Genomic DNA, 21,644 nt, shown 5'->3' on the forward strand with positions numbered 1-21,644 from the left:
TGCGAAATGCATTTCACATGAAATCTTTTTATCCAATCTTTATTCTAACATCTACCGCGTGAATTGAATTATCATTTGAGATAATCAATGGATTTAAATCAAACTCAAGAATGTTTTCGTTTTCTATCATCATTCTTGACGAAGCGCGGATAACTCGTTTAAGTTCGTCAATGTCAATTCCTTTTTCACCGCGAACACCTTTTAATATTTTCCCGATAACAGTTTCTTCAATTATTTCATTTAAATCATTATCGGACATGTACGCTGAGCGTATTGCTGTATCGCAAATTACTTCAACATATTTTCCGCCGGTACCGAACATTATTATCGGTCCGAATGAAGGATCACGAAAACCGCCGAGTAAAACTTCGTGTTTAATTTCAATAAAAGGCTGAATTAAAAATTGCTCTACATCAAATTTATACTTGTTAAAATTATTAATTATCTCTTGAGCTTTTTCTTTTAGTTCAGCGATTGTTTTAATATTCAGCTTAACTGCATCAAGTTCTGATTTATGAATAACTTCGTGGTTAATTCCTTTCAATACCAGAGGAAAAGAGTCATCTTTTATGTTATCTATTTCACTTGGTTTGATCAAAATATTTTTAATAATCGGAAGTTCGTAGTAACTGGTTATATCAATCACTTCTTCTTGTGAGATAAATCCTTTTTTAAAATTAAACTTTCCTTTACCACGCAAAGCGAATTGATCAGCATATTCTTTACGATGATCTTTTAGACCGGCTTGAGCCAAAGAATAATAAAGCATATTATAAATAACCGGAGCGGGATCTTCGGGATTGCGATAAAGAGGCATTTTCCTTTTTGAAAATTTTCTGTAATCATCCCAAAATTCCGGAAGAGGCATATCAATTTGAAAAATCGGTTTGTCGGATTTAATTTCGTTAACCGATTCAACAACCGCCATAGGCTCTACCATAACAGGCTGAACAAAAATAGAAATCACCGCATCAACATTTTCATCTTCAACAACGATTTCATTTACTCGTCTATAAACTTCATCGGTCGCGCCGGGCAATAAATCAACGGGGTTATCGACACTTCCTTCCGGATTAACAACTTCTCTCAATTTATCTTTTGTTGATTTAGAAAATTCCGAGAGTACTAAGTTTTCTTTTTCAAGTGAATCGACCGTTAAAATCGCAGGCCCGCCCGCATTGGTAATTACCGCAATTTTATTCCCTTTAGGAAACGGAAAATTTTCAAATCCTTTTGCGGTATTAAAAAGCTCATTAATGTTGTCGACTCTTAAAATTCCAAATTGACGAAGTAACGACTCTACAACTTGATCTCGGCTGCTCAATGCCCCGGTATGTGAAGATGCGGCTTTCATTCCGCTTGATGTTTTACCGGCTTTTAAAACAATAACCGGCTTGGTAACCTCGCCGGTTATTAATGGTTTTATAAAATTTTCGCCATCAACAAAGCTTTCTAAATAAGTTGTAATTGTTTTTATGTTTTCGTCAGATTGCCAGAAAAAAAGCAAATCATTTTCATTTATATCGGCTTTGTTACCGACACTTATAAAATGGGCAAACTTTATATCGGTTTCGCGAAGTGAGTTTAAAACCGCAGCACCGAGAGCACCGCTTTGAGATAAAAATCCCGTTCCGCCTGTTTCCGGTTTTTCCGCCACAAAGGTTGCGTTAAGCTTTGTAGAATCCAGAGTGTTTATAACTCCCATACAATTCGGACCAACTAAACGAGCGCCGGCGTTTTTTATTTTTTGTGTGATTCTTTTTTCTACTTCTTCGCCTTCTTTTCCAACTTCCTTAAATCCTGCAGTAATTAAAACTATAGACTTAACGTCTTTTGCTAAAAGAGAATCAATAGATTCTTCGGCAAATTGTTTAGGAACGATAACAATTCCGAGATCAATATTCTCGTCAATTTCCTCAATTGATTTATAACATTTATAGCCAAGCACACTTTCCGCTTTTGGATTAACGGGATAGATAATTCCTTTGTAACCATAATTACTAATCGTGTGAAGTAATTCATAACCAATACTTTTCTCTTTAGTCGATGCACCAACAACACAAATTGATTTGGGATAGAAGAAGTTTTTAATCGAATCCATAGTTACCTTAAAAGATTGCTAAAATAAAACAAACATATCCTAAAAAATAAGAAAAGTTAAATGGATATACAGCAGTTGAGAAAGAAATCGTATTTATATATAGTTATATTTATTAACAAACATTAGAAATGAATTATGAAAAAATTTTTTGTCTTTTTGGCATTAATGTCAACATATTTATATTCACAAGAAATTTCATCAAACCCAACGCGTCCCTCGGCAGCGGATAACGCTTACATAACAGAATATGGCTACACCGAAATTGAATTAGGTTGGTTCGCTCAAGAAGATTATTGGAGTGTTCCTGCTCTTTTAAAAATTACTCCTATTAAAAAAGTGGAACTTGGATTTATTATGTCGGGAATTGTAAATCATTCCGAGTTTTTTGGAAATAGCGAGACAAGTGTTGGCGATTTTGGAGTTCAACTAAAAGGGCAATTACTAAACGTTCCTGAAATGGCAATTGCTCTTGTTGGCAGAGCGGACTTTCTGCCAGAATCAATAACTAGAGGGACAATTTATTCGGCGTTTTCTTTTCCGCGTAATAATTTTCAAGTTGATGCAACTCTTGGGGGATTCTTTGGAATAAATGCCGATGCACTTGATACCGGGTTTTTATGGGCAGTTGCGCTCGGATCTAATTTTGAAAATCCTTTTAATTTTTATGTGGAGGTTTTTGGCGAAAACGTTAAAGATTATACACCACTTACATTTGATGCCGGGATATCTTACAAAATTACGCCGACATTTGTTATTGATGCGGCATATTATTCCGGTTTAAATGATCACGCAATTGATTGGCAATTTCATGTTGGGTTTACTACAACGCTATTTAAGATATTAGGAAGATAGTATTAAAAATTTTTTAAGTTCTGCAGCTCGCAATTTATCTATTGTCAGAAAGATAAAATCAATTAGTTTTATCTCCCATCGATTTAAAAGCAACCGCATACATTTGTATTTGTTTCATCATTGCACCAAGACCGTTTTTTCTTGTTGGTGAAAGATGATTATCTATTCCAATTTCACTTAAAAAGTTTGGCGGGTTATCTATAATTTCTTGTGGAGTTCTTTCGTTATAAACTCGCATAAGTAATGCGATTAGTCCCTTTACAATCATTGCATCGCTATCGGCATCGAAATGAATTTTCCCGTTCTTAAATTCGGGATGCAGCCAAACTTGCGACTGGCATCCCTTAACTTTATACTTCTCTTCTCTATATTCATCTGGGTATTCAGGAAGCTTTCTACCAAGACGAATTATCTCACTGTATTTTTCTTCCCAATCAGGCAAGAATTGAAATTCTTCTACTATTTCTTTTTGTACTTCTTTTACAGACATTATTTTTCCTTTTGCATTTCCGATAGTCAACATTAATAAAAATTATGGAGTTTTCTTTTGTTTACCGCGTTCTTTTTTCTCCGGAGCTTTTATTACCAGTGATTGAGTTTCGGTTACATCATTTAAAGTAATTTCAACGATATATGTTCCCGGCTGAATATAAAATAAATCATTGTCGGCTTTTTCCAACTTAATCTCTTCTTTAGAGTTTTTGTTTAATTCGTTTTTGTATTTATCTACAATTTCAGAATCGACTGTGAAATCATATTTTACAAAGTTTAGTCCATGATCGGAATCATCAGTTAATTTTTTTATTACGAGACCACCTTCAGTTTTAATAGTTACTTTACTTTTGCCGGTGGATTTTGAATAGAACACAAAATCAATTTCAGAAGGAAGTCTCATTGACCAATCCCAGTCAAGGCTTCCCCAATAGTCCGAATGATTAACTTCTTTCTCAATCGGGAAAAAATGTAAATCCTTTTCGGTAATCGATTCATCAAGTTTTTGTAAATAAGAAACATCAGCAATGAAAATAGATCGTCCGTGAGTTCCCAACACCAAGTCATTATCGCGAGGATGAATGACAAGATCATGAACCGCAACGGCCGGCAAACCTTTCGAGAATGCCGAGAATGTTTTTCCGTAATCGGTTGAAATATAAGCCGCATGATCTGTTCCGACATAAAGAATGTTGGATTTTTTCGGATCTTCTTTAATAACATTAACGGTTTCTGCGGGAAGATCATTTCCAATTTTTTCCCAAGTCTTGCCGTAATCTGTTGATCTATAAACAAGCGCATCAAAGTTATCCCAGCGATAACCATTTAAGGATGCATAAACAGTTGCTTCATCGTGATTAGATGCATCAACTCTGCTTACCCAATAATTTTGAGGAAGCGAATCGGAAATTTTTTCCCAGTTATTACCGCCGTCTTTGGTAATCCAGATGTATCCGTCATCTGTTCCGACATAAATTAAACCAAACTTCAATGGAGATTCATCAATAGTTGTCAAGGTTCCATAAGGAACATCGCCTTTTATTCCGCCTTTGGTTAAGTCTTCGGAAATAGTATCCCAATTTTCACCTTTATCAAGTGAACGGAAAAGTTTTTGTCCGCCAAAGTAAACTATGTCTTGATTATGTTTTGATAAATGAATCGGGCTCTGCCAATTAAATCTGTGAGGTCTTTCACCAAGCGTATGTTTCGGGGTAATGTATTTCGAGTCTTCGGTAGCAGTGTTAAGTCTAAAATAGTTGCCAAATTGATAACCGGTATAAACCGTAATGTTATCTCTTGTATCGATTGCAACTTGCATTCCGTCACCACCCATAATATTCTTGAATGCATAATGACCGGAAGCATACCAAGAGTAATCATCTTTGTTGGTTGAAGGTCCGAACCAAACTCCGTTGTCTTGGGTTCCGCCGTAAACATTGTATGGTTCAGCCATATCAACATTAACGGAATAAAATTGCCCAACCGGTGGAGTATTTGCTTTAAACCAAGTTTTGCCGTAATCATAAGTAATGTTTATACCGCCATCGTTTCCGTCAATCATGTGAGAAGGTTTTTTCGGATTGATCCATAATGCTTGATGGTCAGCATGTACATTTTCTTGATTAACAGTTTTGAAAGTTTCACCGCCATCGGAAGAATATAAGAAAGGAACACCAAGTATATAAATTTGATAGGGATTATCGGGAGCGATTCTAATTTCACCAAAGTAATATCCATAAGTATAATACATGTTTTCAATGTAATCTAAGTTTGTCTTCTTCCATGTTTTGCCCGCATCGTCCGATCTGTAAACTTCTGCTCCGATGACGGGGGTATCAAACAACATGCTGTTTGCATCTTCTAAATATGCGACCAAATCGGAAGCGACAATTTCATCGTTTTTAACTTTTTCAAAAATCATATCGGCATAATATTCTTGCGGAAAATTATGTCGATCCAAGAAATCATTCAGTTCTTTCGGATCAAGTTTTAGAAAATCATTTTTTTCTATAGTTCTTAATAAATCTTTTGTAACTGGATATTCATCTTTTTCTTCATCGCGGTGAAATTGATTGTCGAGTAAAGCATAAATTATATTTGGATTCTTTGGATAGACAGCCAATCCGATTCTGCCTATACCCTCACCGGTTGGAAATCCGCTTTCTTCTGTTGAAATTAATGACCAGCTATTTCCACCATCAATACTTTTATAAATTCCAGAAGTTTTTCCACCTTCGACAAAATTCCAAGCTCGTCGAGTACGATGCCACGAAGCTACATAAAGCACATCGGGATTTTTGGGATTGATGGATAAATCAATTATTCCGGTTTCGTCGTCAATGTATAGTGTTCTATTCCAAGTTTTTCCGCCATCAGTAGTCTTATAAATTCCACGATCTTCCGAAGGAGAATACAAAGCACCGGCGGCTGCAACCCAGAAAATATTTTGATTATCGGGATGAAGAATTATTCTTCCCGTACGATGTGTTCCTTCTAAACCAAGATGCTCCCACGTTTCGCCATCGTTCGTTGTTTTGTAAAGTCCTGTTCCGGCATAAGAAGATCGGCTTGAATTGTTTTCGCCTGTTCCAACATAAACGATATTGTTTTTCCAATCGACGGCAATATCCCCAATTGTCATAGAAGCCTGATTATCGAATAATGGTTTGAAAGAAATTCCGTTAGTTGTTGTTTTCCACAAACCACCCGAAGCATAAGAAACATAAAATTGTGTCGGATCATCGGGGTTTCCTTCAATATCAGTAACGCGTCCGCTTTGAACAACGGGACCGACATTTCGGAACTCAACATTTTTAAATGGAGAATTTTCCTGTAACTCTAATCTTTTTTCATATCCGCTTAATCGTGCCTCGGCAGATGTTGGGGGAATGGGGTTTGTATTTTGTGCAAACAAAATTATGGTTACAAATAATAGAATAAAAAATCGGCTCATTTAGTTTTCCTTTATGCGTGTGGGATTAAGATTCTAAATTTCTTGAAAGATGGGGTGAATATCAAATAGCAATTGCCGCCAACGTTGAAGGTTAAAAGCAAGTGACCTTCAACGTTTCGCTTTTGTGCGGCTTCTTATTTTATCAACATCATCTTACGGCTCAATTTTGTTTGTGGTGTTTCTAAAATGTAAAAATATACTCCTGTACTTATGCTTTTATTATCAAATACATACTCATAACTTCCCGCTTCTTTTTCTCCGTAAAAGAGGATCTCTATCTCTTGTCCTAGTAAGTTATAAATAGAAAGTTTTGCTTTGCTTTTTTCCGGCAGACTGAATTTAATTGTTGTGCTTGGGTTAAACGGGTTTGGGTAGTTTTGTTCTAGCTTATATTCACTAGGTAGTTCTTCTTCTTTTACTGAATTTGGGTTGTCTTTTATTGCAATTAGATTTTTTTGATTATTTGCTGACAAGGACTGAAGGTGTGTGCCAATATATAGCGTCCCATCTGAACCTATAGCGGGACAAGAATCATACTCATACCCCCCCAAATCAAATTTCCATAGTGGTTCACCACTCTTGTCTAAACAGTAAAAATATTTGCCCGATGCAGAACCAAAATAAATTTTGCCCTCCGCGTCGCAAACTAAGCCATGGTTTATGTGAGTGTCCGGCCATAAAAATTCAGGATCGATCACATATTTCCAATTTAAATTGCCAGAATAATCTAATGATAATATTACACTAATATCTTTCCCTATCTCAAAATCATACTCTAATGAGTAAAAAATAATATTTCCTTCAAAATCTATTGTGGGTGCTGAAAAATTAAAATGAGTTCTAACCGGATAACTCCACCGAAGTGAACCATCAGTGTAAAAACTAAACAAGCTGTAGTTATCAAGAGTATCACGTCCCAAAACATATATATTGCCTTCATTATCCACCAATGGCACTTCAAAGGGTAAGTTGTTAAATTTCTTTCGCCAAATTAAATTTCCAAGCGTATCGATCGCATTTAAATAATTGTACATATTGGGTTGATTGATGATGCCGGTATTTACATATAATACATCTCCTTCTGGTGAAAACGATATTAAGTGATCTACCATTCCATCATAATAATGCTTGGAAATTGTAACCCCATTAGAAGCATTTATTATATGTAGCGTATCTTTTCCAGCATAGAATATTTTTCCGCTCTTGCTAATCGATATATTATATTGAAAGCCTGAAGTGATTGGTCTTTTCCATTTCAATAAGCCATCATAACTTAAAGCATAAAGCGAATACCCAGCAGCAGAGCCAAAATATACAGTGCTATCATATCCAACGGTAGGGCCAAGATTTGTCGGTCCACTATGTCCAGTACGATATTTCCAATGGAGTTCCCCGGTGGGCGTTACTGAATAAAAAGCATTTGAACTATCAAAAGTGGCCGCACGTGTTCCAACGTAAAGCATATCATTATATCCAATTACCGGGCCATACAAAACGCCTAAGGGTATATCTTTGCGCCATATTACATTCGCCGTTTTTGGTCCAACAAATTCAGATCTGCCTGTACCTTGTGCATCTCCTCGTAAAATGGGCCAGGGCGAATCTGCCAGCGAAGGCCAAGGAATTTTCTCCTGAGTTTGGGAAAAACATGTGTTTATCACGAAGAACATAAAAGTCATCATAAATATTTTTATCATTATACAACCCCAATATTTATTTGGGCACGCAGTTTTACCTGCATGCCCATTTTACCAATATTATTTTATTAATATAAGTTTTCTTGACTCGGTATATTTACCTGCGCTTATTCTATATATATAAATTCCGCTCGGTAGATTTTCAGCATTGAAGTTCGTTCTGTAAATACCTGCAGGTTCAATCTCATTTACCAATTCTGCAACCTCTTCCCCTAAAGTATTAAACACCTTCAGAGTTACATGTTCATCGCTTGGAATCGAATAAGATATGGTTGTCGTTGGATTGAATGGATTTGGATAATTCTGTAATAAAGTAAAGTTATAATCAGTCTTTTCCTGATTCCCCTCCTTTGCAGGGACAACCTTTATTGATGCTGTTTGGGTAAACTGGGATTCACGAACACCATTAACAGCGACCATCTTATAATATAGTGTTAACATATTGCCAGAAGCAAACTCCCAATCTATCCAATTAGTTGCTCCAGCACTTATTGTAGCAACTTTAGAAAAAGGGCCGAAACTAGAAGTCCCTCTATAAATAGCATATCCAGTAACAAAATCATACGGACTGGCAGAATGACCCCATGTTAATTTTGGATGATTATTATATATGCTCAGATCAAAATTATCTGGTTGAAGTGGTTCAAACTCTTCGCTGCTATAACCAGTTCCTGGCTGCAATGACCAAATTTTCGCATCAAGGGGCACTTCATTTTTTGTACTTCTTCTATAAAATTTATTATCGTCTACACTATAATCTAGTATTAAATCTGCCTGGAAATTTTCCGGCAATGTTGAGGTTCGATAATCAAGATAAAAGAATTTCTTTACAGTAGAGCCAATTTTTGCTATTACTTTATACTGACCAAGTGCGTATACATGCTGACCGGATGGATTAACCCACACCGATGACCAAAGAACTTTAAAATTACTTGTTTGAGAAGATCCGTTATAAGAAGTAGTCAGGTTATGCAAATCATAATTCGGGTATGAATGAGCATCCCAGCAAAGAGTATTGGGAACTAATTCAAGTGTGATTGTGATATTGGAATTCGAAGAATTATCAGTAATATAAAATATTAATTCTCCTGCCTCCAATGGAATTGATTGAGCTTTTACCGAAGAGAAATTACCCCCCCCCCCATAAAAGAATTAATAGTAACAATGCTAAGTACTTTTTCATCTTACATCTCCCTAGTTATTAATATTGTAATTGTCTGTCCCACGACAATAGTAAAATGCAACAATATTAAATTACTGTCAAGTTAATTTCTTTATATCGCATTGTTTTTAATTGAAGTTGTTGGACATTGTGTCTGTTTTTTTGTGCACTAACGCAACCACAATGATAAAGGTCAGCGATTACAAACCCACATCCATGCAGTTAAATTTTGATGGTAACAAATTTCATCAACACGAAAATTTTTTGAAGGTACAATTCAGTGGTTGATTCTTTAGAAATCAAATTTTATCAATAAAATAAGGCAGCATTACTCGCCAAGTAGGCCAATCGTGACGCATATCGGTTCCCCACAAATCCAACCAATGCGGGATACTTTTTGCGTTAAGTATATTTGATAATTGCTTTGAAGATTCCGGATCTTCGTACGCACCTTGTCCGGATGCAATCACAATTGTACTTTTTCTCATTTGTTCAAGCATTGTGTGATTACTGATCTTTGGTAAAAAATCTACTGGAGAATTGTAGTAACAATGATCGTCGTAATAATCTCTTATATAATATTTGATATCATAAACACCGCTCATAGCAATAACACCGCTAAAAATATCAGGTCTTCTGAAAAAGAAATTTGCAGCGTGGTACGCACCAACGGAAGCACCGGCTGTTACGATGGGAACTAATCCGTTTGCGTGTGTTTGAATGAACGGAATAACTTCTGAAATAATATAGTTATTAAATTGTCCGTGACGAATCGAGCGATGTCCTGACTCAATCTTGTTGTTTAGAAGACATTCGTTGTTAACAGTATTAACACAGACAACTTTTATTTTACCGGTGTTAATATGTTGGGCAATGGAATCAATCAGGTGAAATCTTTCGTATTCCAGAAAATCCGCAGCGGCAGTGGGAAAAAGTAGAAGCGTGTAACCGTAATGACCATAAACAGCGATTTCCATTTCTTTGTATAATGATCGACTGTACCACTTGTGGATTTCTCTGTGCATTAAGGTCTCGGTTTAAATAACTAACTAAATTATTTTATTTGAGGTTAGAAAGCAATTATAAAATGAAGTGAATACACAGATTGTATTCACTTCACAATTTTTTTATAAAAACGTATAAGTAATTCCTAATTGTAACCCCTGTCTCATCTGCGCGGTAGGTGATTGAATTCTATCATATATTAAAAGATAAGTTAAGTTCACGTTTAGCCAATTATTAACTTTGGCCGTAATCAAATTATCCCATCTTACATCCCAAGTATCGAAGCGATCGAAAGCAGAAAACAAACTCAACTTTGAAACATAACCAACATTTTCATCTAACTGTAATTTAAGATCTGTTACACTTTCAATACCGGTTTCGAACTTGAAAGATTCCAATTCGTTTGGTGTTTCCGGATCATCCGAATATCCTCGGAATTGATCCGTAATTGTTTCTTTGAATGCAAAACCAAGTCTTGTTTGTACATTGGGATTATGATCATAAGTAAAACCGATTGATTGTGTTATATAGCCTGGGTCAAAGAAATTTGATATTTCAACCTTTCCAAGATCGGTGTAATCATAACCGGTTGTAATCTGAGTTAAAATTGTATTGCTTATATATGGATCAACAACCCAACCAATATGATATGAAAAAACTGATTCCATGAAGAGTTCATTGTCGGTGAGTTTTGTTTCTGCACTGCCAAGCTTTGTTTGCCCATATGCAGCTTTAAGATCGTTTTTGAAAGTCCAATCAAGTGTTTTGTAATTTGCTAAAAACCTTCCGGTTAAAGTCCAAGCCAATGAGTTCTCTCCGCCCTTAGTCCAATTACTAAATGCTATTTGAGAAATGTTTAACCCGGAAACTATAGAGGGGGTCCATTTATTTAGTGTAGAATCCGGCGCATCCTGAGCGGATATTTTTGAAATAAATAATATAAAAAATAATAAAAGGTAAATTCTTTTCATGTTTAACTCCGTATTTGATAAATATTTATGCAAACTTAAATAAAAAATTGATCATTAATCGCATTGAATTGGAAACAAACGATGGTGTAAATCGGTTTCATTTTTTTGAATAAGACCACGTTCATTCTGTATATTTCAAGTTCACTTTGAACGAAAAATTTCTTTTCAAATAAATAAAGGAAACGATAATGAAAAAACTTCAGAAATTTATTTTACCCGCATTAATTGTGGCGGCGATCGCCATAATGTACTTTGGATATTTTGCCCCAAGAGATGGTTTGGGATCATTTTCGAATTTTGACCCGAATAGTCATGCATCTCAAGAGATAGTTGTTAAGTATCTTGACGAGAAAGGAATTACATTAGATAGACAAGCAGGCTCTTCGGTTTTCTATGTTGTTGATGGCGACGGAGTAGAAATGTTAGTAAACGGACCGGCTTCTCTTCCGCCGGGAATGGATGCTTATCCTTCTATTATTTTAGTTGGACATCTTTCGGGACGCAACAGTTTTCACGCACATGATGTTAGACTCAGGAATTAAATCAGACACGGGAAAGAGTAAGATATATTATCTTGCTCTTTTTTTATAAATCTATGAATAACTTCGAACTTTCTTCAGATTATAAACCAACAGGCGATCAACCAAGAGCAATTGCCGAGTTATCGCAAGGTTTATTGCGAGGTGATAAACATCAGGTCTTGTTAGGTGTAACCGGAAGCGGTAAAACGTTTACAATGTCCAATGTTATTAGGAATATTAATCGACCTACCCTGATAATTTCTCACAATAAAACATTAGCTGCTCAGCTGTATTCCGAATTCAAAGCATTCTTCCCCAATAATGCTGTAGAGTTTTTTATTAGTTACTATGATTACTATCAGCCAGAAGCGTATGTGGTTAAGAAAGATTTATATATAGAAAAAGATTTTTCAATAAACGAAGAAATCGACCGACTCAGATTAAAAGCAACTACTTCTTTAATTGAAGGAAGAAATGATGTAATAATCATAGCTAGCGTTAGTTCAATTTATGGAATCGGAGCGCCGGATGAATATGCAAGACAAATCCTTTTTCTAAAAAAGGGAGAGTCGATTGAACGAAAAAAACTTTTAAGAAAGCTTATAGATATTTATTATACAAGAAACGATGCCGAGTTTACAAGAGGAACGTTTCGAGCCCGAGGCGATGTAATAGAAGTTATTCCGGCTTATCAAAACGAAGAAGCAGTAAGAATAGAACTCTGGGGAGACGAAATAGAAAAACTTTCTATTATTGATTCAATTACCGGAGAGGTACTCAAAGAAGTTGACTCAATTCCAATCTATCCGGCTAAATATTTCGTGACAAATAAAGATCAAGTGAGACGAGCAATTGTTGATATAGAAGCAGAACTAAAAGAGCGCTTAGAATATTTCTGGTCACAAGAAAAATATTTAGAAGCACAACGTTTAGAGCAAAGAACACGTTATGATATTGAAATGATAAAAGAACTAGGTTATTGTTCCGGTATTGAAAATTATTCGCGTCATATGGATGGAAGACCTGCCGGATCCCGTCCGTCTTGTTTGTTTGATTACTTTCCCAAAGATTATCTTTTAATAGTTGACGAATCACACGTTACCATTCCGCAAATTAGAGGAATGTATCTCGGAGACCGATCGAGAAAAGAAGTCTTGGTTGAACACGGATTCAGACTTCCATCTGCGATGGATAATCGACCTCTTAAGTTTGAGGAATTTCAAGGACTTACAAACCAGGTAATTTATGTTAGCGCTACACCCGGCGATTATGAATTTGAGCAATCGAAAGGAACTTATGTTGAACAAATAATTCGCCCAACCGGTTTGCTCGATCCGCAAATTGAAGTTCGCCCAATTAAGGGACAGATTGATGATCTTATCGGCGAAATAAGAAAAAGAGTTGTTCTAAAGGAAAGAATTTTAGTTACAACGTTAACAAAAAAAATGGCTGAGGATTTAACGGACTATCTTGATAAACTGAATATAAATGTACGATATATTCACAGTGATATAGATGCACTCGAACGTGTTGAAATCATTCGTGATTTACGCATCGGTGATTTTGATGTGCTTGTCGGTGTTAACTTATTAAGAGAAGGACTCGATCTCCCCGAAGTTTCTCTAGTTGCAATTATTGATGCCGACAAAGAAGGATTTTTACGAAGCGAGAGATCATTAATGCAAACTGCCGGAAGAACCGCGCGTAACGTTAACGGAAAGGTAATTATGTATGCCGACGTAATTACCAATTCAATGAAAAAAACAATTGATGAAACCGAACGAAGAAGAAAAATACAGTTAGAATACAACGAAGAACACGGTATTACACCCCAAACAATTTTAAAGAGTCGTGAACAAATTATGTCCGGCACATCAATAGCCGACATTCGCAAAAAAGATAAAGAAAAAGAAGAAGCATCGTTCACAAGAGTTGCCGAACCGGTCATTAGATACATGACGCAAGATCAAAGAAAAGAATTAATAGAACAGATGCGTGAAGAAATGCACAATGCCGCAAAAGATTTGGAATTTGAAAAAGCCGCTTCACTTAGAGATGAGATTTCTAAGTTGGAGAAGATGATTAAATCATAACTTGACATTGCGTGCGGGATTGCGTACGTTGGTGACGGAGGAAAAAATGAAAACTATAACTGCGACAGAGGCAAGAGCAAACATTTATAAACTTATAGATACGGCGTCGACGGAGAATGAACCAATTCAAATAACAGGTAAGCGATCTAACGCAATTTTGCTATCCGAAGATGATTGGCGAGCAATTCAAGAAACGCTTTATCTTGTTTCCATTCCCGGAATGAGAGATTCTATTATAAAAGGAATGAAAGAACCTCTTGAAAAAAGTTCCGAAAAATTAAAATGGTAAATTGGACGATTGTTTATACAAAGCAAGCTCAAAAAGACGCAAAGAAAATTGCTTCGGTAGGTTTAAAAGAAAAAGCTTTAGATGTTCTGAAAATACTCGAGCAAAACCCTCGAAAAATTCCTCCGCGAGTTGAGAAATTAGTCGGTGATTTAATAGGGGCATATTCACGCAGAATAAATATTCAGCACAGAGTCGTTTATCAAATCTATGATAAAGAAAAAACGGTTAAAATCTTACGAATGTGGACACATTACGAATAAGAATATAGTTACGCAGATAATCAAAAACTGAGACAGCCCATCTTATTTTGTAACATTCTTTTTGTCAATAATCCCCAAAATTTCCCCAAATCACAATCTTTCATATCGGCACGCAAAATGCACCTCTTGTCCTGATTTTAATAAAGAGGAAATCATGACTATATTCATCGGTAAAGAGGGTCAATATCAAATACACAGTACTTCTCTTATTTATCAAACAAAATTAAACTTAGAAGGCGAGCCCTCTTCAAAAAATATTATTCATTTTACAACTGATAGCATTGAGGATTTTGATGATAGAAAAAAAGTGAAATTAAAACTCAGCGAAATTGAATGGAATGATATTGCTTTTGCGATGATCGTTTAATCAGTCAGTTGTTAATTATTTAGTTCGGCAAGTGCTGCCTTAATTACATCTTCTATTGTAACAGGAGCTTTACTGTTCATAATATCGCGAACAACTTTTTCAGCAGTTTTAATGTTATACCCCAAATTGACAAGAGCTGCGATGGCATCCGATCTTACAGATGAGGGTGCCCCCGCTTCGGCGGGTTCAAATTTTTCAGAAAGTTTACTCATCTTATCTCGTAACTCCACCAACAATCTTTCCGCTGTTTTTCTTCCAATTCCAGGTACAGCGATGATTCTTGAAAGATTACCTTCATCGATAGCATATTTCAATTCATCAACTTGAATTCCGGAAAGCAAACTTTGAGCTAGCTTCGGTCCGATCCCGCTTACACTGATTAACAACTCAAACATTTCTTTTTCTGCCGGAAATGAAAATCCGTATAAATCTATTGCATCTTCCTTTACGGCGGTATAAATAAAAAGGGAAGCCGGTTCACTTAATTCGGGAAGTTTTTCAAATGTTGAAATAGAAATGTTGACGGTATAACCCACTCCGTTTACATCAAGTAAAATTTTTGTTGGTTTCTTTGAAATTATTTTTCCGGTTAAGAATCCGATCATATAGTTAACTCAAAAATTACTTGCTGATTATTTTATCCGGATTTGCTTCTATAAATTTTTTCCAGCTTCCGGAAGTTTTTAATGGTGATGATAATTTAAATGCATGACAAATAGCAACTGCAAGCGCATCAGTTTCATCAAATTTAATTTTAGTTTTTCTAATACTCAAAAGTTTTTTAATCATATACTGAACTTGCTCTTTTGAAGCAGCACCGTTTCCTACGACAGATTTTTTAACTTCGCGCGGACTATATTCTGCCGTATCCAAATTATTGTGTTTGGCTGCAAGCATTGAAACACCGCGAGCATAACCGATCTTTAAAGCTGATTGAACATTCTTACCGTAAAAGGCTGTTTCAAGAGCAAATGCATCCGGATCATATTTTCTGATTAATAAAGATAATTCATTGTAAATTGCTTCGAGACGAGGCGCCATTTCTTTTACTGCGGGTGTTTTGATTATACCGGAATCTATTAAGGAAAGTTGGTTGCGGTGATATTTAATTACCCCGAAACCTGTAAAAATTGTTCCGGGGTCAATTCCGATTATTGTCATCTCATTTTACTCTTCGTCAACAAAATCTGCGTTTGTATATACATTTTGAACATCGTCATTATCTTCAAGCATATCGATAAGTTTCATTACCTTTTCGCTATCTTCTCCCTTTATTTCAATCATGTTTTGAGCGACCCATTGAAGTGAAGCGTTTTCAATTTCAAGTCCGGAACCACTCAGTGCTTTTCTTACGCTTTCAAAATTTTCAACAGATGTAGTAATTTCAAAATAATCTTCTTCTGTTGAAATGTCATCCGCTCCGGCGTCTAATACTATTTCCATAATATCATCTTCTGTTTTTCCTTGATTTGGAAGAGTTATGACACCCTTTCTATCAAAACCATACGAAACAGCTCCGGATTCTGCCATACTTCCACCGCATTTATTAAATGCATGTCGAACTTCGGCAACCGTTCTGTTTTTATTATCTGTAACGCTTTCAATCATTACGGCAATACCGCCGGGAGCATAACCTTCATATGTCATTTCGGAATAACTTACACCTTCAAGTTCACCGGTTGCTTTTTTTATTGCACGGTCAATATTATCTGCCGGCATGTTTGCCGCTTTAGCATTATCAACCGCCAATCGTAATCGTGGATTAGCATCGGGATCACCCCCGCCATTTCTTGCAGCAACGGTAATTTCTTTTATAAGCTTTGTAAAAATTTTACCACGTTTAGCATCAATTACAGCTTTCTTTCTTTTGATCGTCGACCATTTTGAGTGACCGGACATAAACTGTTTCTCCTAATTACTTACTAATTCTTTCTCTTTTATTTTTAAGTCTTTTATTCTTAGCTGCGGGTATGATTTTCCGTCCTTTACTACTGTTTCGATTGTGAAGGCAATATCAACCAAGTCTTTATCTTTGTCAATCATATCGGCATAAAAGCCCAGATTAAACCCTATTGTATCGAATATTTTGTCATTTCCATTTTGTTTTACGCAAGTTAGAAGGTGATTCGTTCCCACCACTCTTGGAGGATAAACAAGCTTTACATTTTCCGCTAAGAAAACCGGACGCATATTTCCCGGCCCAAATGGTGAGAATTGATTCAGTATTCTCACAAATTTTGGTGTTATTTCCGACAATGAAATTTTAGTATCGATATGAATTTCAGGAAGAATTTCATCTTGTGAAAGATGTTCTTTTAAATAATCGTTAAATCGTTTTTTGAATTCGGGAATTTTATCAATCTCAATAGCTAGTCCGGCAGCAGCTTCATGCCCGCCGAATTGAAGAAGTAAATCTTCGGAAGCTTCTAATGCTTTATAAATATTAAACCCGGTAATGCTTCTTGCCGAACCTTTTGCTACTCCGTCAATAGTTGAAAGCATAACAGATGGACGATAATATTTTTCGACTAAACGAGAAGCAACAATTCCGATTACTCCGGGATGCCAATTGTCGTCATGTAAAATGATTCCGTAGTTATGTGCAAAGTCAACATCTTTTTCAACAAGCTCAACGGCATGAGAGAATGTTACCTCATCAATTTTTCTTCTCTGCTGATTTTCACTTTCTAGAACTTCTGCCAATCGAATCGCATCTTCCGGATCTTGTGTGGTAAATAAATCAACCGCTCGAATTGCATCACCAAGTCTTCCGACTGCATTAATACGAGGTGCGATTGTAAACACAATTTGTCCGGCACTTAAATTACCCGGCTCCATTCTAGCACTTCTAATTAATGCAAGAATACCTGGTCTAGGATTTCGGTTTATAAGATCGAGACCCTCTCTAACAAGAATTCTGTTTTCATCAATAAGAGGAACTATATCAGCTGCCCCGGCGAGAGCTACAAGGTCAAGATATTTTAAAGCCATATCTTTATGGCCGATTCTATCGCCAACAGCGCGAGCTAGCTTAAACGCAACTCCGGCTCCCGATAAATACGGGAATGGATATTTACACCCTGGTTTTAACGGATCTAATACCGCAACAGCGTTTGGCAGTATTTCCTTTGGTTTATGATGATCACAAATTATGGTATCGATTCCGAAAGAATTTGCATAATCAATTTCTTCAACAGCAGTGATTCCGCAGTCGACAGAAATTATTAAGTCGGTTTTTTGTTCTTTAAGATAATCGATACCATCTTTGGATAGACCATATCCTTCCGTTAGCCTGTTCGGAATATAAATTTCAACATTTGCACCAAGTTCTTTTAGGAACAAAAACATTAATGCGGCAGAGCAAGTACCGTCAACATCATAATCGCCGTAAACAGCAATTTTTTGATTTCCGGTAATTGCATTAATAACTCTTATAGAAGCTTCTTCCATTCCATCCATTAAGAAGGGGTCATAGATTCCGTCAAGTGAGGGACGGAAATAAGATTTTGCCTCATAAAAGTTTGTAATACCTCTTGAAATTAATAGGTTAGCTAAGATTGGGGATATGTTTAAGCTATCGGCAAGAGCCAGAACGTCGGTCTGGTTATTGCCTTCTTTTACTTTCCAGCGTTTTTTTAACATGTTGTTTAACACTGGAGAAGCAAAGCTAAACGACCAAGCATATAAGCCGAATTCTGTAATCCCGATAAAATCGGGACGGCAATTATTTATCTAGCCCCGATATTACTATCGGGGTCAAGCGGTCTACCCGAAGGTAAACGGACGAGCAGCCCGTACTTCAATAAAGAAGGAACCTTCTGCTTGACCTTGCTCCGAGTGGGGTTTACCTTGATCCCGACAAGTCGGGATTCCCTTTAAAGGGACCTCTGCCATTACTAGCAGAGCGGTGGGCTCTTAACCCGCCTTTTCACCTTTGCCAGTCAGTTGACTGGTAGTCTCTTCTCTGTGGTACTAGCCGTTTCCGGCTGCTTTCGCAACACGGACCCCGGGAGTTACCCGGCACCCTGCTCTTCGGAGTTCGGACTTTCCTCCCCGACTTAGTCGGGGTAATTGCCATGCTTGGATCATCAGCTTAACTTCAACCATCCTTAATTAATTAAATAAACAATTTTCCAATTAGCGGAAATATAAGAAATATTTTTTCGTAAAGCATTATTTATTGTCTTCTTTTAAGGCGGAGTTCTATTGTTTGGTGAAATAAAAGTCGTGCGCGGGATGTTTTGTAAAGAATTATATTACAATAATTTACGGAGATAAATCAAGGAGCTAATTTCCCATAAGATCACTCATGAAGTTGAGATTTAGCGAATTTGAATTGGACATAATAATTTTTGCTACTGCAGTTAGCGGAACAGATAAAAACATACCAACAATACCCCACACATAACCCCATAGCAGTAAGGAAAGCAAAATAACAAGCGGATTTAAACCCAACCGATCACCAAAAATCTTCGGCTCTAAACCATTGCCAATTACTGTTTGGATTACAACAAGAATAGCCGTTACCAAAAGTGCATAACCTAAAGATTCATATTGAACCAGAGTCATTAATGCAGGAAAGATTACCGCAATTGCAGATCCAATATTTGGAATGAAGTTTAACAAGAAAGCAAATACTGCCCAAACAATGAAAAAATCTACATCAAACAGCCATAGTATAAATCCGGATAGAACACCGGTAAGCAGGCTTAGCATAAATTTTGTTGCAATATAGCGCTGTACTTGTGACGTGATGTCCTTAAAAGTTTTTTCTATCAGCTGTTCTCGTCTTACTTTTAAATTATCCAAAGTGTTCGTGCTTTTTTTGTCTTCTTCTTTCTTTAATTCCTTTTTAATTTGTTTTAGAGAATCTTTTACATGACGTTCAACGAATCTTTTCTTAATAACTTCATAAAGATTTTTGTGACCAATGCTAATAAAAATAAAAAAGAAAAGAACAAAAAATGTTGTTGAAAATATTGATAGGGTCGAGCTAAAAAATGTCCCGGCAATACCACCGTAATCCAATCCTTCCAAAATTTCAGATAAACTAAATTGAATAAAAAACGGATCATCTATTCCAAAGGAAGTGGCTGTGGTGCTTACTATGTTGTTTAATTTCTGCTCATAGATATTTAATTCTCTTCCGAAACGGCTGAAGGATTCTATAATAATTCTAGAAATACCCCAGATGACCCCAATCATAATAATAAGATTTGCAAATATTGCCAGAGCAAACGGGATTTTTTTATTATTTAAAAACTTATTGAGAGGTTCAAATAAAAAGAACAGAAAATAAGAAATAACCAGTGGAATGAAAATGTGTTGAAGTTCTCGTAACACAGTAAATATAACTACGAGACCGACAATGCTAATAAAAAATTTTACGGTAGGGTCACTGAAAACTTTTTTCATTTTCTTATCTTCTTTTGATGCAAATTTATTATAAATATATATCAAATATTGATTATTTTTTGAAATTCCATAACACATTTTGTATAAATTATACGGTGAGGAAAAAGTGAAAAAGAAAACAATTCTATTGATTATCATGATCTCTATCTTTGGTATAAAATTATTTGCACAAAAAAGTCATGTTGAACAGATAGACTGGAGCAAAAACGCAACCATTTACGAAGTTAACATACGTCAATTTACCGAAGCGGGAACTTTTAATTCATTTGCCGAACATTTGCCTCGTTTGAAAGAAATGGGAGTTGATATTCTTTGGTTAATGCCGATTCATCCAATTGGTGAATTGAACAGAAAAGGAACACTCGGAAGTTATTATTCTGTAAAAGATTTTATGAAAGTTAATCCTGAGTTCGGAACATTTGATGACTTTAAATCCCTTGTTAACAAAACACATGAGTTGGGGATGTATATTATCATAGATTGGGTTGCAAACCACGCAGCATGGGATAACAATCTTGTTGAGACTAATCCGGAATTTTTCACAAAAGATTCTCTCAATAATTTTGTTCCACCCGTTCCTGATTGGAGCGATGTAATTGATTTCGATTATGATAACAAAGAATTGTGGGATTACATGATAGGGGCATTAAAATTTTGGGTTGAAGAATATAATATCGACGGTTATAGATGCGATGTTGCTGGAATGGTACCGACGGAATTTTGGAACAAAGCTAGAAAAGAATTAGATGCAGTTAAACCGGTTTTCATGTTGGCAGAATGGGAATCCCCGGAACTTCATGAATACGCATTTGATATGACATACGCATGGGATTTACATCACCTGATGAATGATATTGCAAAAGGTGAAAAGTCGGCACTGCATTTAGATGATTACTGGAAACAAGAAAAGGAAGAATATCCCGAAAATGCTTATAGAATGGTATTTACTTCAAATCATGATGAAAACTCATGGAATGGTACTGTTTTCGAAAGAATGGGAGATGCAGCAGAGGCAATGTTGATATTGTCATGCACCATAGAAGGAATGCCTTTGGTTTATAGCGGTCAAGAAGCTGGGATGAATAAAAGACTAGACTTCTTTGAAAAAGATCTTATCGAATGGAAAGAACACAAATTCTATGATCTTTATAAAAAACTTTTTGAATTGAAGAAAACAAATAAAGCTCTTTGGAACGGAAATTTTGGTGGAGAAATTAAAAAAATTAAAAACGGTAATGATGAAAACATTTATTCATTTACCAGAGAAAAAGACGGAGATAAGATTTTCGTTATAATTAATCTTTCCTCAGAAACACAAACAGCTAAAATTAACGATAGATCTTTAAGTGGTTCATATAATAATGTTATTAGCGAAGAAACAGTTACTTTAACCGGAAGCGATGAATTTAACTTAACTCCGTGGAATTATAAAGTACTAAGTAATTCAAAGTAATTAAGAAATTTTC

19 protein-coding genes and 1 other RNA gene are annotated in these 21,644 nt (G+C 35.9%); 7 read left to right on the forward strand and 13 right to left on the reverse strand.

Going from position 1 to position 21,644, the window contains the following annotated elements; all coding sequences use genetic code 11:
* Positions 1-28 precede the first annotated feature (28 nt).
* Positions 29-2,101, reverse strand: a complete 2,073-nt coding sequence (locus QY331_16610; GenBank protein WKZ69586.1) for an acetate--CoA ligase family protein — start codon at positions 2,099-2,101, stop codon at positions 29-31.
* Positions 2,102-2,236: 135 nt separating this feature from the next.
* Between QY331_16610 and QY331_16615 the strand changes: the two genes are divergently transcribed.
* Positions 2,237-2,953: a hypothetical protein gene (locus QY331_16615; protein ID WKZ69587.1), complete on the forward strand. Its 717-nt coding sequence runs from the start codon at positions 2,237-2,239 to the stop codon at positions 2,951-2,953.
* Positions 2,954-3,011: 58 nt separating this feature from the next.
* Here the strand turns inward: QY331_16615 and QY331_16620 are convergent, their stop codons facing one another.
* The 6 genes from QY331_16620 to QY331_16645 form a co-directional block, all read right to left on the reverse strand.
* Complete coding sequence (locus QY331_16620) at positions 3,012-3,443, reverse strand: SufE family protein (protein WKZ69588.1); 432 nt, start codon at positions 3,441-3,443, stop codon at positions 3,012-3,014.
* A gap of 42 nt (positions 3,444-3,485) precedes the next feature.
* On the reverse strand, positions 3,486-6,398 hold the full coding sequence (locus QY331_16625) for a hypothetical protein (protein ID WKZ69589.1): 2,913 nt from the start codon (positions 6,396-6,398) through the stop codon (positions 3,486-3,488).
* A 134-nt stretch (positions 6,399-6,532) separates the two neighbouring features.
* A complete protein-coding gene (locus tag QY331_16630; protein WKZ69590.1) occupies positions 6,533-8,095 on the reverse strand; it encodes a PQQ-binding-like beta-propeller repeat protein in 1,563 nt (520 codons plus the stop codon).
* 60 nt (positions 8,096-8,155) lie between these two features.
* Positions 8,156-9,193, reverse strand: coding sequence for a T9SS type A sorting domain-containing protein (locus QY331_16635; GenBank protein WKZ69591.1), 1,038 nt, complete (start codon positions 9,191-9,193; stop codon positions 8,156-8,158).
* Between the two features lie 363 nt (positions 9,194-9,556).
* Positions 9,557-10,282, reverse strand: a complete 726-nt coding sequence (locus tag QY331_16640; GenBank protein ID WKZ69592.1) for an alpha/beta hydrolase-fold protein — start codon at positions 10,280-10,282, stop codon at positions 9,557-9,559.
* 102 nt (positions 10,283-10,384) lie between these two features.
* Positions 10,385-11,233 carry a DUF3078 domain-containing protein gene (locus tag QY331_16645; protein WKZ69593.1) on the reverse strand — a complete coding sequence of 283 codons (849 nt, stop codon included), beginning with the start codon at positions 11,231-11,233 and terminating at the stop codon, positions 10,385-10,387.
* A gap of 188 nt (positions 11,234-11,421) precedes the next feature.
* Here QY331_16645 and QY331_16650 point away from each other — a divergent pair, with 188 nt between their 5' ends.
* The 5 genes from QY331_16650 to QY331_16670 all read left to right on the forward strand — a co-directional run bounded on the left by QY331_16650 (position 11,422) and on the right by QY331_16670 (position 14,763).
* Positions 11,422-11,775, forward strand: coding sequence for a hypothetical protein (locus QY331_16650; GenBank protein WKZ69594.1), 354 nt, complete (start codon positions 11,422-11,424; stop codon positions 11,773-11,775).
* 53 nt (positions 11,776-11,828) lie between these two features.
* Positions 11,829-13,847: an excinuclease ABC subunit UvrB gene (gene uvrB, locus QY331_16655; GenBank protein WKZ69595.1), complete on the forward strand. Its 2,019-nt coding sequence runs from the start codon at positions 11,829-11,831 to the stop codon at positions 13,845-13,847.
* A 46-nt stretch (positions 13,848-13,893) separates the two neighbouring features.
* Complete coding sequence (locus QY331_16660) at positions 13,894-14,136, forward strand: type II toxin-antitoxin system Phd/YefM family antitoxin (protein ID WKZ69596.1); 243 nt, start codon at positions 13,894-13,896, stop codon at positions 14,134-14,136.
* The gene (locus QY331_16665; protein ID WKZ69597.1) at positions 14,130-14,396 is read left to right on the forward strand and encodes a Txe/YoeB family addiction module toxin; all 267 of its coding nucleotides are present in this window, start codon (positions 14,130-14,132) and stop codon (positions 14,394-14,396) included. Before QY331_16660 ends, QY331_16665 begins: the two co-directional genes overlap by 7 nt.
* 154 nt (positions 14,397-14,550) lie before the next feature.
* Positions 14,551-14,763 (forward strand): hypothetical protein, encoded by a 213-nt coding sequence (locus QY331_16670; GenBank protein ID WKZ69598.1) that lies wholly within the window; start codon positions 14,551-14,553, stop codon positions 14,761-14,763.
* Between the two features lie 11 nt (positions 14,764-14,774).
* Here the strand turns inward: QY331_16670 and ruvA are convergent, their stop codons facing one another.
* The 6 genes from ruvA to QY331_16700 form a co-directional block, all read right to left on the reverse strand.
* Positions 14,775-15,368 carry a Holliday junction branch migration protein RuvA gene (ruvA, locus tag QY331_16675; GenBank protein ID WKZ69599.1) on the reverse strand — a complete coding sequence of 198 codons (594 nt, stop codon included), beginning with the start codon at positions 15,366-15,368 and terminating at the stop codon, positions 14,775-14,777.
* A gap of 16 nt (positions 15,369-15,384) precedes the next feature.
* Positions 15,385-15,924: a crossover junction endodeoxyribonuclease RuvC gene (ruvC, locus tag QY331_16680; protein ID WKZ69600.1), complete on the reverse strand. Its 540-nt coding sequence runs from the start codon at positions 15,922-15,924 to the stop codon at positions 15,385-15,387.
* A gap of 6 nt (positions 15,925-15,930) precedes the next feature.
* On the reverse strand, positions 15,931-16,662 hold the full coding sequence (locus QY331_16685; protein ID WKZ69601.1) for a YebC/PmpR family DNA-binding transcriptional regulator: 732 nt from the start codon (positions 16,660-16,662) through the stop codon (positions 15,931-15,933).
* A 12-nt stretch (positions 16,663-16,674) separates the two neighbouring features.
* Positions 16,675-18,405 carry a single-stranded-DNA-specific exonuclease RecJ gene (recJ, locus tag QY331_16690; GenBank protein ID WKZ69602.1) on the reverse strand — a complete coding sequence of 577 codons (1,731 nt, stop codon included), beginning with the start codon at positions 18,403-18,405 and terminating at the stop codon, positions 16,675-16,677.
* 26 nt (positions 18,406-18,431) lie between these two features.
* Positions 18,432-18,851: RNase P RNA component class A (rnpB, locus tag QY331_16695), an RNA gene on the reverse strand.
* 199 nt (positions 18,852-19,050) lie between these two features.
* Positions 19,051-20,178, reverse strand: coding sequence for an AI-2E family transporter (locus tag QY331_16700; GenBank protein WKZ69603.1), 1,128 nt, complete (start codon positions 20,176-20,178; stop codon positions 19,051-19,053).
* A 106-nt stretch (positions 20,179-20,284) separates the two neighbouring features.
* Between QY331_16700 and QY331_16705 the strand changes: the two genes are divergently transcribed.
* Positions 20,285-21,631, forward strand: coding sequence for an alpha-amylase family glycosyl hydrolase (locus QY331_16705; protein ID WKZ69604.1), 1,347 nt, complete (start codon positions 20,285-20,287; stop codon positions 21,629-21,631).
* The last annotated feature ends 13 nt before the right edge of the window (positions 21,632-21,644 follow it).

This window comes from Melioribacteraceae bacterium (assembly GCA_030584085.1).
Taxonomy (GTDB): Bacteria; Bacteroidota; Ignavibacteria; order Ignavibacteriales; family Melioribacteraceae; genus SURF-28.